Here is a 14506-nt window from a genome sequence, read left to right on the forward strand (position 1 = left end):
ATTGACAGCCTGACAGGCCGCTATCGCGAGCACGCTCGCTTCCACATGGGGTCCGGGGTGTCCGCGCAATGGCTGTCCACCACAAATCCCTGTGGGAGCGAGCCTGCTCGCGATGCGGCCAGCAGCTACAACCTCGATAGCACTTAGCGAATCCCTGCCAGCAACACCCGGGCGGTCTGCTTGAGAGCTTCGTCACCCTCTTCGAGCAGCTCCTCAAGCAGGGAGACGGCGGTTTTCAGGTCCCCATCGTCGATGCAATTCTGGGCCTGTTCCAGCTTGACCGAGTGTTCCGGGGCCTGAGGTTCGAGGGACAGGGTGTCCAGGGAAACAGGTTCAAGGGCCAGCGGCTCAAACTCCAGCGACTGCTCTTCGTCGGCGAAACTATCGAGGAAGGCATCGTCCAGCGACTCGGTTTCCAGAGGCGATTCCCATTGCAGGTCCGGTTCGTCGAAACCTGAAAGCGACAAGCCCTCGGCGGCACGTTGTGAAACAGCCCCTTTACCCGCAGTGTTGTCCTGGGCATCGGCGAGGTCCCAGCTGGTCTCCATGGACAGTGCATCCAGATCCAACTCGAACTCGTCACCCGGTACCGGCTCACGCTCAGGAGCAGGTGTCGGTGCCGGAGCAGCTGCAAGAACCGGTACCTGAGGTTGTACCGACGCCACTGTCGGCGCGGCGATCATGGCAACCTTGGGATAGCGCCCGCGGATTTCCTCCAACGTCCCGGCATCGATACCCTGTGCCAGCAGATGATGTTCCTGGGCCTGGAAACCGATGACATCACCCTGCTTGCCCAGTACTTCCAGCAACTTGAGGCCCAGGTCGGTGCGTTCCGGCTCCGCCAGCAACGCCGCGCGCAACAGCCCTGCGGCCTCGGTGAAACGACCGTAGGTCAAGTAGATCCCGACGCCCTCCAGCACATCACCCTGCGGCGCGTCCCCGTTATTGAACGACGCCGCGGTCTCGGACGGCTCCGTATCGGGAATTGATGCAAAAGCTTCGTCGCCCTCCTCCAGCATCGGCTCGGGACGTCCGCTCATCGGCTCCAACTCGGCCTGCTGCTGCCGACGCCGAACGAACAGTAACAGCGCCAGCAACCCCAACAGCCCCACCAACCCCGCCAACCATGACCAATTGATCCCCTCTGGCTCGGCCACTGGCTCAGTCACGGGCTGTGCGTCCGGTACCGGTTCCGACACCGGGGACGCTGGTTGCGGTTGCGGTTGCGGTTGCGCCGAGGCAACGGGGGCTGGCGCAACTTCGGCCAATCGGGCCTGCAATTCGCTGATCTGCTTGCGCTGGCCGGCGATTTCCTCATCCTGGGCCTGAATCCTGGCCTGCAGCGCCTCGATCGTCTTCTGTTGCTGCTGATTTTGCAGCACGCTGGCGGCCAATTGTTCATCGGACGCGGCGGGGGCCTGGCCGGCAGGGGTTGCAGTAGACGTCGGCAGCACGGCCGAGTCGGGCAGCAACAAGCGCTGGCCGATGGAAAGCCGATCGCTGCCAGGGTTCAAGGCCTGGATGCCTTGCATAAGCTCATTGACCGATGCGTTGCTGCCGGCGTCATGCAGGCGCGTGGCGATGAGCCAGGGGTTGTCCCCCGGCACCACGGTGTAGCGCTTGCCCTGTACCGCCGGGGGTGGCTTGATGGACGGCGGGGCCTCGGAAGGTTCTTCACGGACCGACACGATACCCGCCGTGCCCGGCGGGTCGATCAGCACGGTGTATTCGCGCAGCAGGCGCCCGTTGGGCTGATTGAGCTGCACCAGGAAATTGAGAAACGGTTCCTCCACCGGTTTGCTGGAGGTCACCCGAATGAAGCTGCGCTCACCGCGCAACACCGGCGTGAAGCGCAGGTTGTTGAGAAAGAATGCCCGCTCCACACCCGCCCGGTTGAAATCGTCCAGGCTCGCCAGGCTGGCCGACAGATCGCCCTCGCCGATCCCGGCCACATCGACCAGGGCGATATCGGCGCGCAACGGCTGGTTCAGGGCGGAATGGAGCGTGATGTCCCCCAGCCCCAGCGCCGACGCCAAAGCCGAATACCCCAGGGCACCCACGACGACCGACACGTTGATCCAACCGCGCAACGTGGACTGCAAACTTTCAAGCATGGGTATCCCTTTCGACTACCAGACTGGGCGTAAACGCATCCAATACGATCACTTAGTACTGGTTATAGTTCGCTAATCGCCGAATCTCAAAAGTCTGACGCCAGGGATATGCCTCAGGATCTTTCCAGGTTGGCCAGGATCGTACCGTGGACCCGCATGCACACGCGCATGTCCGCTTCGTCGACCCCTTCGAACAGCTCACGACGCAGTTGCGTGGCAATGGTTTCGATTTGTTCGATCAACGGGAGGGCCGGTGCGCAGAGCACGATTTTCTTGGCCCGGCGGTCCTCCGCCACGGCCTGGCGCTGCACCAGCCCCTGGGATTCCAGGCTATCGAGCAACCGGGCCAGGGTCGGGCCTTCGACGGCGACACTCTGGGCCAGTTCACGCTGGGTCGGCGCCTGTTCGAAACGAGCCAGGTGCAACAGCACCAGCCAACGCGCCTGGGAAAGGCCCAGCCCGGCCAGGCGACGATCCAGTTCGGCACGCCAGCCTCGAGACATTTGCGCCAACTGCATGCCAAAACGGTGTTGATCGGTTAACGGCATAAAAAACTCATCAGATCTGAAATAGAGAAAAACTAATTATTAGTCAGCTAAGCATGAGCTTTGGATTCAAGCAAGGCTCGCCTTGTACTGAATCGTTAAAGGAGCGCAACTCACTGATCAGACTTCAAATTCCGACTGCAACGCAGCCCTGACGCAATACAGCACGCCTTCGGGAACCCGTCCGACAAACAATGCAGCGACTTCAGACACTGGTGGTAACTCGCCTTCGCCATCCAGGAACGCGTCCTGCACCTCACCCATCAGCTCTTCGGGGAGATCCAGTGCCTGTTCCAGTGATAGCTGCTGTTTGCCGATGGCCTCGGCCAGCATCGTGTAGACGTTCTTTTCCGAGCATTGCAATTGCCCGGCGATCTGCAACGGCGTCATGCCGGCCCGAGCCAGGGTGATGAGCTCGTGGCGGACATCGGCCACGGCCTTCGGTGCTTCGGCCTCGCCGCCCAGTACCTGGAGGAAGGCCTCGCCATAGCGTTCCAGCTTGCGCGCGCCCACGCCACTGACCCGGGCCATTTCCGCCAGGGAGGTGGGTTGGCTGCGAAGCATTTCCAGCAGCGTCGAGTCGGGGAAGATGACGTACGGTGGAACGCCGTGCTCCTCGGCCAACTTGCGCCGCAAGGCACGCAAGGCTTCCCATTGATCGCGCTCTTCGCCGCGCACCAGTTGGCTGGCCTGGCTCTTGCTGCTCTTGACCGCCGTTGCCGGCTTGAGGTCGCGGCGCAGTTCCAGGGTGACCTCGCCTTTGAGCAGGGGCCGGCAAGTCGCACTCAGGCGCAGGCCGCCATAGCCTTCCAGGTCGATGTCGGCCAGACCGCGGGCCACCAGTTGTCGGAACAATGAACGCCACTCACTCTCGGTGCGTGCCTTGCCCACACCGAACACCGACAGGTGCTGGTGGCCAAAGCTGCGGACCTTCTCGTTGTCCTTGCCCAGCAACACGTCCACCAGATGCCCGACACCGTAGCGTTGGCCGGTGCGAAAAATCGCCGACAACGCCTGGCGGGCCGGCTCGGTGGCGTCCCAGGTTTCCACGCCATCGACGCAGTTGTCGCAATGCCCGCACGGCTGGGGCATGTCTTCGTCAAAATAGGCCAGCAGGGTCTGGCGACGGCAGCGGGTTTCTTCGCACAGCGAGAGCATCGCGTCGAGCTTGTGCTGCTCCAGGCGCTTGTGCCGCTCATCGCCTTCGGAGTTCTGCAACATCTGCTTGAGCATCACCACGTCTTGCAGGCCGTAGGCCATCCAGGCGTCGGCCGGCAAGCCATCACGGCCGGCACGCCCGGTTTCCTGGTAATACGCCTCGAGGGACTTGGGCAGGTCCAGGTGCGCGACAAACCGCACGTTGGGTTTGTCGATGCCCATACCGAACGCAATGGTGGCCACCATGATCAGACCTTCCTCGTTGAGGAAGCGCTTCTGGTGATAGGCCCGCAGGTCGTTGGGCAGCCCAGCGTGATACGGCAACGCCGGGAACCCTTGTTCACAAAGAAACGCCGCCACTTCATCGACCTTCTTGCGCGACAGGCAATAGACGATGCCGGCATCACTGCGACGCTCGGCAAGAAACGCCAGCAATTGCTTGCGCGGCTGCTCCTTGGGCACGATGCGGTAGAAAATATTGGGACGGTCGAAGCTGGACAGGAACCGTTCGGCATTCTGCAAATGCAGGCGCTCGACGATTTCCTCACGGGTGCGCTTGTCGGCGGTGGCGGTCAGGGCGATGCGCGGCACGTCGGGGAACAGTTCCGCCAACTGCCCCAGTTGCAGGTATTCACGACGGAAATCATGGCCCCACTGGGACACGCAGTGAGCTTCGTCGATGGCGAACAGGGCGATTTCCAGGCTCTGCAGGAACGCCAGCATGCGCGGCTGCACCAGGCGTTCCGGCGCCAGGTACAACATCTTCACCTCGCCGCGCTTGATGCACGTCGCCAGGTCCCGCTGTTGCTCGGCGCTGAGGGTAGAGTTCAGCGAAGCGGCGGCGACACCCAGCTCCTCAAGGGTCGCGACCTGGTCGTCCATCAGGGCGATCAGCGGCGAGACCACCACCGCCAGGCCGTCGCGCAGCAGCGCCGGCACCTGGAAGCACAAGGACTTGCCGCCGCCGGTGGGCATGAGCACCAGGGCATCGCCACCGCTGGCCACGCGCTCAATAATGGCACCCTGGCGGCCACGGAAACTGTCGTAGCCGAAGATGTCCTTGAGGACGCGTTGAGCCTGTTCGAGCATAGAAACTCCAAAAATCACCGAAACATCCCTGCAAGGCTGGTTCAGAATCGCAAACGCTGCACCGGCAAATCGTAAGTGCGCGTTTCGAACCGGCGGGACGCCGCAGGGCATCACAAAACGCGGCAGTATACCCGAGGCCTTCGTTGCGAAGGGCGCTGCTGACAAGAGGTGCTTGGCGCGGGGATGTCCGACACATGGCTTGTGTTGTCACAAGTCCCTGTGGGAGCACTTGCTCGCGATAGCGGTGGGTCATTTTGAGAAAATGTGGAATGTAACGCCCTCATCGCGAGCAAGCTCGCTCCCACATTTGATCTGCAGGCTCCCATTTGTGTCCACCCTCGGACCGTCGAGAGGCAAATACGCCACGCGGCTGGCCTGGGCGCTCAAGAAGGCCTAGAATTCCCGCATTGTTTATTCCCCAAGGTAGCCCGTAATGTCCTTCGCTGAGCAACTGACCCGCCTGCAAGTCTTCCTCGACGCCGATGAGCTGCACGAAGAGGCGCTGGACTACGTGGCCGCTCACGGCTATCTGACCGCCCTGTCCATCTGCGCAGAAACGGTGCCGGACCGAGAGTGGATCGACGCCCTGTTCGCCGAAGAGCCGCATTACAGCGACGAAGCCCAACGCGTCGAAATCGAAGCCACGCTGGTCGGCCTCAAGGCCCACATCGCCCGCCAACTGGCTTCCGACGAAGAATTCGAACTGCCGTGCGACCTGGACCTGGGCGATGACCCGGACGATTCGGAACTGCGTGGATGGTGCATCGGCTTCATGGAAGGCGTGTTCCTGCGCGAAGCCGCCTGGTTCGAAACCGCCGAAGAGGAAGTCAGCGAAATGCTGCTGCCGATCATGGTCGGTTCCGGCCTGTTCGACGAGCAACCGGAATTTTCCGATATCGCCGCCGACGCCAACCTGATGGACGACATGATCGTCCAGATCCCCGAAGCCCTCACGGCCCTGTACCTGCTGTGCAACGCACCGGACGAGAAACCGGCGATCCTCAAGCCTCGCCACCACTGAGTGACCGGGTGCCCTCGCCTGTCGGCAATCGCCCGCTGATCCTGCGTTACGTTCTGTTGGCCATCGGCTGGCTGAGCGTAGCGCTGGGGGTCATCGGCATCTTCGTTCCCGTACTGCCCACCACCCCTTTCCTGCTCCTGGCGGCGGCCTGTTTCGCCCGCAGCTCGCCGCGCTTCTACCAATGGCTGGTCGAACATCCCCGCCTCGGCCCATGGATTAGCGACTACCTCAGCGGCAACGGCATCCCGCTCAAGGGCAAGGTCTATGCCATAGGGCTGATGTGGGCGAGCATCCTCTTTTCCTGCTACCTGGTGCCCCTGCCGTGGGCCCGGGGGTTCATGCTCACCAGTGCGGTGCTGGTGACGGTTTATATCCTCAAGCAGAAGACGTTGCGCAGGCCCTGAGTCTCCACTGTGGCGAGGGGGCTTGGTCCCGCTGGAGCTGTAGGCGCTGGCGAAGCCTGCGATTTTTTGATCTTGATCTTTCGCTCTGGACTCAATCGGTGCTGGAAAGATCGCAGCCTCGTTGCACTCGACAGCTCCTACGCAGCGTCCTACAAAGCTCCTATAAAGCCCCTCCACGGCTCCTACAGCGCAGCCGAGCGGGAGCAAGGTTCCTCGCCACAAAAGCAAAACCCGCCATCTCCAGACCGGAGATGGCGGGTTTTGTCGTTCAGCTCACCTTACACCGTGTCCACCTTCAGCGAATGATCATTCAACATGCCGTTGATTATGGTCGCCGTGTCCGCTCCGCCGATGATTCCCCCCGCGCCCGGCGTAACGCCATAGTGACTGGCGAGGTTGACGCCGGCCAGGTCGATGGTCTGGTTCGGCGTGGCACCGGCAATGGCGCTGACGTCGATGCTGGTGACGACCGCCCCACCGCTGCCGCTCACGCTGAAATGCAGGTAATCGTCCAGTGACGCGGTGCTGCCATTCTCCCCTTGCAACAACTGGGACAGGTCGAGTTTGTCGACGCCGGGCGCGAAGTCCGTAATCACATCGTGGCCACTGTTGCCTGCCTGCCATTGGAAGGTATCGGCACCACTACCGCCGGTCAGGGTGTTGTTGCCCAGACCGCCGATCAGCAGGTCATCGCCGCCACCGCCATTGAGCACGTCATGGCCCAATCCACCGTTGATGCGGTTGCTGGCGCCGTCACCGGTGAGGGTGTCATTGAAGTTCGAGCCGAGGAGGTTTTCAATGCCGGCCAGGGTGTCAGTGCCCGCGCCCAGGGTGTTTTGGGCCGCCAACAGGCCGAGGTTCACCGTGACCGCCGCCGTGGCGTGAGCGTAGCTGGCAGTATCGTTGCCGGTGCCGCCATCGAGCAGGTCATTGCCCGCTCCACTGTAGAGCAAGTCGTCACCCGCCCCGCCATGCAAGGTATTGTTGCCCGAACCGGCGCTGAGGATGTCGTTGCCGTCGCCCGCGTTGAGGGTGTTGTCACCGTTGCCGGCCAACAGCACATCATCGCCACTGGTGCCCGTCAGGGTATGGCCCGCCTGATAGCTGATGCCTACCGACGCACTGTCACTGCCGCCGTGGTTGTCGCTCGCGGTGTAGCTGCCATGGTAATCCGGTGTTTTGTCCTGCGCACCGGCATAGTCGACGGTCAGGGTCAGTTGATAGTTTTCCGCAGCGTTGGAATTACCACCACCGGGATTGGGGATGTTGGTGACGTGGATCTGGTAGTTGCCATCCGCCGCCGCCGTGAACGAGGCGCCGTCACTGATCGCAATGAAAGGCCCACCGTTGAGAGAGTACTCAAGGGTGATATGACCGCCCGCCAGATTATGGTCCAAGGTCAGGGTTTCGCCCTGCTTGAGGCTGATGTTGAGCCGGTCCTCATCGTTGGCGTTGTTGTTGGACACCATCCCCAGTGCACCGCTGACCACCAGCATCGCCGTCATGCTCGCGGTATTGGCGACAAAGGCACTGCGGCTGAGGTTGATCGACTGCACGTTGTTGCCGGTGAAGCTGGCCGTGCCAGTGCTGCCGGTGAAATCCCCGCCTTTGGCGGTCCAACCGGTATTGAAACTGGTGGGTGACGCGGTGAGCGGATCGCCATTGGCGTCGCTGTCGTTACCCAGCAGCAATTCACCTGGGATCACGATGTTGCCCGACAGCACGTTGGTGATGATGTTGTCATCGACGGCGATCGGCGGGCTGTTGGGCACGACGTTGATCACCAGGTTGGAGCCCGCCAGGTCACCGTCATTGTCGCTGATGGTGTAGCCGATGTGCTCGGTGATCAAGGTGCTGGTGGCGGTCTGGGAGGTGTAGCTGAACGCACCGGTATCCAGGTTGACCACCAGGGTACCGTTGTGGCCGGTGGCGATGCTCAGCGTGTTGGTGACGGTATTGAAAGCGCCGTGGTTGGCCCCGCCACTGGCGCTCAGTGCACCCTGGCCACCGTTGGCCGCCGGGTCGTAGCTGTACGTGGTGCCATCGACCACCAGGCTTTTGACAAACCCACCATCTGCGCCGAAGGAACCTCCCTCGCCCAGCAGGTTGCCGGTAACCGGCGCGCCTTGCACCGTGCCGGAAAGCACCGAGTTGAGCTGGTTCAGGTCGGTGACCACCACCGCGTTGGTGTTGGTATGAGCGCTGCCGTCGTAGGCCAGCGGGTCGAGGTAGTCGTTACTGACACCGTCGCCCAAGCCGATGGCGTAGTGCTTGATGCCGTTGGCATCGAGAAAGGCTTTCCACGCTGCCTCGTCCGCCGTGCCGGTTTCCAGGCCAGAGTTGGGCTTACCGTCCGAGAAGAAGTAGCCGATGTTCTGCGCGCCGGTCAGTTGCCCGGACGTGACGAACGCGGTCTTGGCCGCCGCCACCGCCGCGTCATAGTTGGTCCCGCCACCCGCCGACAAGCTGGAGAGAAGCGACTTGGCGGTCGCCACATCAACCCACACCGAAGTCTGGTCGGTGGCACTGTTGCTGAACGTCACGAGCTGGACTTTCACATCCCCCAGGTCATCGTATTTATCGAGCAAGGCGCTGATGGCCTGTTTCGCCAGGTCCAGCCGCGAAAGCCCCGGCACACCGGAGTCATCGGCCATGCTGCCGGACACGTCGAGCACGATCAGCAGGTTCGAATCGATCTCCACCGCTGTAACCGAGCGCTCGGACGCAACGGCCTTTGGCACATCATCGACAATGCTCACCACCAGGTTGCCCGTGGTGCTGTTGCCCAGGGCGTCCGTGGCCTGATAGGTGAAGCTTTCGCTCAGCGCATTCGGGCCATCGTTGGCATGGGGCATGGTCGTGGCGGGCGACGTCAGGGTGTAGGTGTACGAACCGTCCGGGTGGAGCAGCAACTGGCCGTAGGCGCCGCTGGCGTTGCCCACCAGGGTGAAGGTGACGGCGCCCGTGGCACCGCTGATCGATCCTACCAAGGTGCCGCTGGCGGTTTCGCTGGTGGCGCTCGGGTCGCTGCCGGTGACGGTGCCGGGGGCCAGGTCCTGGCCGTCTTGGGTCAGGTCGAGGGCTTTTTCGTAGACCGTAATGTCGTGGTCGGTTTCTGCAATGAGGCAGCTGTTGTGCACGTCTATGGTGAGGGTGGTGGTGCTTTCATCACCATCGGCGTCGCGCACGGTGTAGGTGAACACATCGGTGGCACCCGCCGCACCGACAGCGTCGGGGTTGCTGTGGTAGACGGCGTTGCCATTGGCGTCCAGGGTCAGGTAACCGTAGGTGCCGTTGATCTGGTTGTTGAGTCCACCGACAGCGGAGGTTGAAGTGTCATTGCCGGCGCGCACGCCGATCACCATGCCGCCATCCGCGCCAAGTACGTCGTTGTCCAGCACATTGCCGTTGACCGTGCCGCCCTCCTGCACAGAGGCGAAATCGGCATGGGCGCTTGGCACGTCGTCGACGATGTCGATGACGATGGTGCTGGTGACCGTGTTGCCCAACGAGTCCGTGGCCTGGTAGGTGAAGCTTTCACTCAACACATTCGGGCCATCGTTGGCGTGGGGCGTCGTCGTGGCCGGTGAGGTCAGGGTGTAGGTGTACGAACCGTCCGGGTGGAGCAGCAACTGGCCGTAGGCGCCGCTGGCATTGCCCACCAGCGCGAAGGTCACTGCGCCAACGGCACCGCTGATAGAGCCGACAAGGCTGCCACTGGCGGTCTCGCTGGTGGCGCTCGGGGCGCTGCCGGTGACAGTACCGGGGGCCAGGTCCTGGCCGTCCTGGTTCAGGTCGAGGGCTTTTTCGTAGACGCTGATTTCGTGCTCGGGTGTGGCGACGAGGCAGACATCGTGGACATCGATGGTGATGGTGGTGGTGCTTTCGTCACCGTCGCCATCACGCACGGTGTAGGTGAAAACATCGGTCGCACCCGGGGCGCTGACGGTGTTCGGGTTGCTGTGGTAGACGGCGTTGCCATTGGCATCCAGGGTCAGGTAGCCGTAGCTGCCGTTGATCTGCGTGTTCAAGCCGCCAATCGCCGAAGTCGAGGTGTCGCTGCCTGCACGCACACCGATCACGGCACCGCTCGCAGCCGGTCCGTCGGCACCACCTTCGTCGTTGTTCAGGACGTTGCCACTGACCGTCCCGCCCTCGTCCACCGAGGCGGAGTCGGCATGGGCGGTCGGCAAGTCGTCGACGATGTTCACGTCCAGATTGCCGTTGGCCGTGGTGCCGTTGTCATCGGTGACAACCACGGCAAATTGCTCGCTCAGGCTGTTGGCGCCGTTGGCATTTGGATGGGCTTCATTGTCCAGCAGTGTGTAGCTGTAGCTGACCACGCCCGTGGTGGCGTTGTAGCCGGTGATGGTCAGGGTGTTGCCCAATGCGGTGGTAATCGACTGTGGGAAACCCGCCGCCACACCGCCGGTGACGACGTTGATGCCACCCACGCTCAAGGTCTGCACGCCGTCCAACGCGGTCACGGTGAAGGTGCCGCTTTGAGTCAGCGCCGATGCATCCGGGCTGCTGCCGTCGCTGAGGTTTTTCTCCTGGACCGTCAGCTCACCGCCATCGGCGTCGAGGCCGGTGATGATCACCGGGTCGTCGTTGTTGTGCACTTGCAGCACCAGGTTCGCGGTGCTGGTATCGCCGTCGGCATCGGTCAGGGTGTAGGTGAACGTCTCGCTGCCATTGCCACCACCGTGCAGGCCTTTGAAGTCGGCATCGGCGGTGTTGAGGGTGTAGGTGTAGGAACCGTCGGCGTTGAGCACCAGGGTGCCGTAAATACCGGTGAAGGTGCCGGGGGTGATTGGACCGGATGCCACATGATCGGCACCTTGGGTGTCGTTGGTCAGCACACTGCCGGTCAGGGTCAGGTGGGTTTCCGACGCGGTACTGGCGTTGCTGTCGTCCACGGCTTTCGGCAGGTCGTCGACGATGTTCACGTCCAGATTGCCGTTGGCCGTGGTGCCGTTGTCATCGGTGACAACCACGGCAAATTGTTCGCTCAGGCTGTTGGCGCCGTTGGCATTTGGATGGGCTTCATTGTCCAGCAGTGTGTAGCTGTAGCTGACCACGCCCGTGGTGGCGTTGTAGCCGGTGATGGTCAGGGTGTTGCCCAGCGCGGTGGTAATCGACTGAGGGAAACCCGCCGCCACACCGCCGGTGACGACGTTGATGCCACCCACGCTCAAGGTCTGCACACCGTCCAACGCGGTTACGGTAAAGGTGCCGCTTTGAGTCAGTGCCGATGCATCCGGACTGCTGCCGTCGCTAAGATTTTTCTCCTGGACCGTCAGCTCACCGCCGTCGGTGTCGAGGCCGGTGATGATCACCGGGTCGTCGTTGTTGTGCACTTGCAGCACCAGGTTCGCGGTGCTGGTATCGCCGTCGGCATCGGTCAGCGTGTAGGTGAACGTCTCGCTGCCATTGCCACCACCGTGCAAGCCTTTGAAGTCGGCATCGGCGGTGTTGAGGGTGTAGGTGTAGGAACCGTCGGCGTTGAGCACCAGGGTGCCGTAAATACCGGTGAAGGTGCCGGGGGTGATTGGACCTGAGGCCACATGATCGGCACCCTGGGTGTCGTTGGTCAGCACACTGCCGGTCAGGGTCAGGTGGGTTTCCGAGGCGGTACTGGCGTTGCTGTCGTCCACGGCTTTTGGCAGGTCGTCGACGATATTTACGTCCAGGTTGCCGTTGGCCGTGGTGCCGTTGTCATCGGTGACAACCACGGCAAATTGTTCGCTCAGGCTGTTGGCGCCGTTGGCATTTGGATGGGCTTCATTGTCCAGCAGTGTGTAGCTGTAGCTGACCACGCCCGTGGTGGCGTTGTAGCCGGTGATGGTCAGGGTGTTGCCCAGCGCGGTGGTAATCGACTGAGGAAAACCGGCTGCCACACCGCCGGTGACGACGTTGATGCCGCCCACGCTCAAGGTCTGCACGCCGTCCAACGCGGTCACGGTGAACGTGCCGCTTTGAGTCAGCGCCGACGCGTCCGGGTTGCTGCCGTCGCTGAGGTTTTTCTCCTGGACCGTCAGCTCACCGCCATCGGTGTCGAGGCCGGTGATGATCACCGGGTCGTCGTTGTTGTGCACTTGCAACACCAGGTTCGCGGTGCTGGTATCGCCGTCGGCATCGGTCAGCGTGTAGGTGAAGGTTTCGCTGCCATTGCCACCACCGTGCAGGCCTTTGAAATCGGCATCGGCAGTGTTGAGGGTATAGGTGTAGGAACCGTCGGCGTTGAGCACCAGGGTGCCGTAAATACCGGTGAAGGTGCCGGGGGTGATTGGACCGGATGCCACATGATCGGCACCTTGGGTGTCGTTGGTCAGCACACTGCCGGTCAGGGTCAGGTGGGTTTCCGAGGCGGTACTGGCGTTGCTGTCGTCCACGGCTTTTGGCAAGTCATCAACGATATTTACGTCCAGGTTGCCGTTGGCCGTGGTGCCGTTGTCGTCGGTGACAACCACGGCAAATTGCTCGCTGAGGCTGTTGGCGCCGTTGGCGTTTGGATGGGCTTCGTTATCCAGCAGTGTGTAGCTGTAGCTGACCACGCCTGTGGTGGCGTTGTAGCCGGTGATGGTCAGGGTGTTGCCCAGTGCGGTGGTAATCGACTGTGGGAAACCCGCCGCCACACCGCCGGTGACGACGTTGATGCCACCCACGCTCAAGGTCTGCACGCCGTCCAACGCGGTCACGGTGAACGTGCCGCTTTGAGTCAGTGCCGACGCGTCCGGGCTGCTGCCGTCGCTGAGGTTTTTCTCCTGCAGCGATAGCTCACCGCCTTCGGCATCAAGACCCACTAACACCACCGGATCATCATTGTTATGCACCTGCAACACCAGGTTCGCCGTGCTGGTGTCGCCGTCGGCATCGGTCAGGGTGTAGGTGAAGGTCTCGGTGCCGCTTCCCCCACCGTGCAACGCGACGAATTGCGGGTCGCTGGTGTTCAGGGTGTAGGTGTACGTGCCGTTGGGGTTGAGCACCAGGGTGCCGTAGGTGCCGGTGAACGTCCCGCCGATGATCGGCCCGCTGTCGGGACCGGTGGGGATCCGGTCGGCGCCCTGATGATCGTTGGGCAACACGTTGCCGGTGAGGGTTACCAGGGTTTCCGACGCCGTGCTGGCGTGGCTGTCGTCGATCGCCTGGGGCACGTCATCGGTAATGTTGACGTCCAGGGTGCCGGTGGCCGTGTCGCCGTCGGTGTCGACGGCCACCACCGGGAACTGCTCGGTGATGCTGTTGGCACCGCCACCGGTAGGATGGGTTTCATTGTCCGTCAGGGTGTAGCTGTAGCTGACCACCCCCGTGGCCGGGTCATAGCCGGTGATGGTCAACGTGTTGCCCAGCGCCGAAGTGATGGTTTGGGGGAAACCCGTGGGCACGCCGCCTGTGATCACGTTGAGGCCGCCGATGCTCAGGCTGCTCAGCCCGTCAGGCGCGGAAACCGTGAAGGTACCATTTTGCACCAGCGCCCCCGGATTGCTGGCCGTACCATCGGCCAGATTGGCTTCATTGGTGGTCAGTTCGCCGCCCTCGACATTGACCCCATCGAGGGTCACCGGGTTATCCGGTGTCACCGGCGGCACGGTTGCATTGTCGCCCGTGTTGTCCGGTTCACCGGCCAGGCGCAGCTGTGGAAACTCGGGAATCGCGTTGAACCCGGCGGTCGGAAAACCGATCTGCGGATCGACCTCCCCGCCGACTTCTTCCAGCAGCACAAAACTGTGCCCACCGCCCACGCCACCCGGGTTGCCACCCTCGGGGCCGGCGGCAGTAGCTTCACCGGTCTGGGTCGGGTCGGCACCGGCGGCGATGGCTTGCTGCAGCTTTTGCACATCGGTCAGTTGCGCGTTGCTCGGTGTCGCCGCGTCAGGCGTGTCGACATGAGGCGCATGGTTGGCGAGCAACTGCGGGGTCAGGGTCAAATTGCTTTCGCGGCCCAGGGTCAACGTCTGGCCGTTCTGCATATGAACAGCCACGGCCCCTTCGGTACCGGTGACCAGGTGTTCGCCGGCATAAAGCCGATCGCCTTCGACCAGAGGCCGCCGCAGGCCTGCGGCCGCTTCTGCGAAAACTTGCCCGACCACTTTGCTGACGATACCGATGAGCGCTGCCATGTGCATTTCCTCCGTTGCCGACCGCAATCGGCACCTGTCTGGGTGAAGAATC

Annotated in this window: 6 protein-coding genes; 2 read left to right on the forward strand and 4 right to left on the reverse strand. The window is 62.5% G+C overall.

Features of this window, described 5'->3' with window-relative positions; translation table 11 throughout:
• Positions 1 to 143 precede the first annotated feature (143 nt).
• The 3 genes from KI237_RS22285 to recQ all read right to left on the reverse strand — a co-directional run bounded on the left by KI237_RS22285 (position 144) and on the right by recQ (position 4906).
• Positions 144 to 2114: a FimV/HubP family polar landmark protein gene (locus KI237_RS22285; protein WP_212797082.1), complete on the reverse strand. Its 1971-nt coding sequence runs from the start codon at positions 2112 to 2114 to the stop codon at positions 144 to 146.
• A 113-nt stretch (positions 2115 to 2227) separates the two neighbouring features.
• Entirely contained in the window at positions 2228 to 2662 is a 435-nt protein-coding gene (locus KI237_RS22290) for a MarR family transcriptional regulator (protein ID WP_212797083.1), read from the reverse strand.
• 117 nt (positions 2663 to 2779) lie between these two features.
• A complete protein-coding gene (gene recQ, locus KI237_RS22295; RefSeq protein WP_212797084.1) occupies positions 2780 to 4906 on the reverse strand; it encodes a DNA helicase RecQ in 2127 nt (708 codons plus the stop codon).
• 433 nt (positions 4907 to 5339) lie between these two features.
• Between recQ and KI237_RS22300 the strand changes: the two genes are divergently transcribed.
• Both KI237_RS22300 and KI237_RS22305 read left to right on the forward strand, forming a co-directional pair.
• On the forward strand, positions 5340 to 5927 hold the full coding sequence (locus KI237_RS22300; RefSeq protein ID WP_212797085.1) for a UPF0149 family protein: 588 nt from the start codon (positions 5340 to 5342) through the stop codon (positions 5925 to 5927).
• Positions 5928 to 5935: 8 nt separating this feature from the next.
• Positions 5936 to 6331, forward strand: a complete 396-nt coding sequence (locus tag KI237_RS22305) for a YbaN family protein (RefSeq protein WP_212797086.1) — start codon at positions 5936 to 5938, stop codon at positions 6329 to 6331.
• Positions 6332 to 6609: 278 nt separating this feature from the next.
• Here KI237_RS22305 and KI237_RS22310 read toward each other — a convergent pair whose 3' ends face one another.
• Positions 6610 to 14454, reverse strand: a complete 7845-nt coding sequence (locus KI237_RS22310) for a retention module-containing protein (protein ID WP_212797087.1) — start codon at positions 14452 to 14454, stop codon at positions 6610 to 6612.
• Positions 14455 to 14506: the final 52 nt, after the last annotated feature.

It is taken from the genome of Pseudomonas sp. St316, assembly GCF_018325905.1.
In the GTDB taxonomy this organism is placed as follows: Bacteria; Pseudomonadota; Gammaproteobacteria; order Pseudomonadales; family Pseudomonadaceae; genus Aquipseudomonas.

Bases quoted from the DNA above. Each gene is read 5' to 3' on its own strand.
- KI237_RS22285 (WP_212797082.1), bottom strand. From the start codon at position 2,114: ATGCTTGAAAGTTTGCAGTCCACGTTGCGCGGTTGGATCAACGTGTCG.
- KI237_RS22290 (WP_212797083.1), bottom strand. From the start codon at position 2,662: ATGCCGTTAACCGATCAACACCGTTTTGGCATGCAGTTGGCGCAAATG.
- recQ (WP_212797084.1), bottom strand. From the start codon at position 4,906: ATGCTCGAACAGGCTCAACGCGTCCTCAAGGACATCTTCGGCTACGAC.
- KI237_RS22300 (WP_212797085.1), top strand. From the start codon at position 5,340: ATGTCCTTCGCTGAGCAACTGACCCGCCTGCAAGTCTTCCTCGACGCC.
- KI237_RS22310 (WP_212797087.1), bottom strand. From the start codon at position 14,454: ATGGCAGCGCTCATCGGTATCGTCAGCAAAGTGGTCGGGCAAGTTTTC.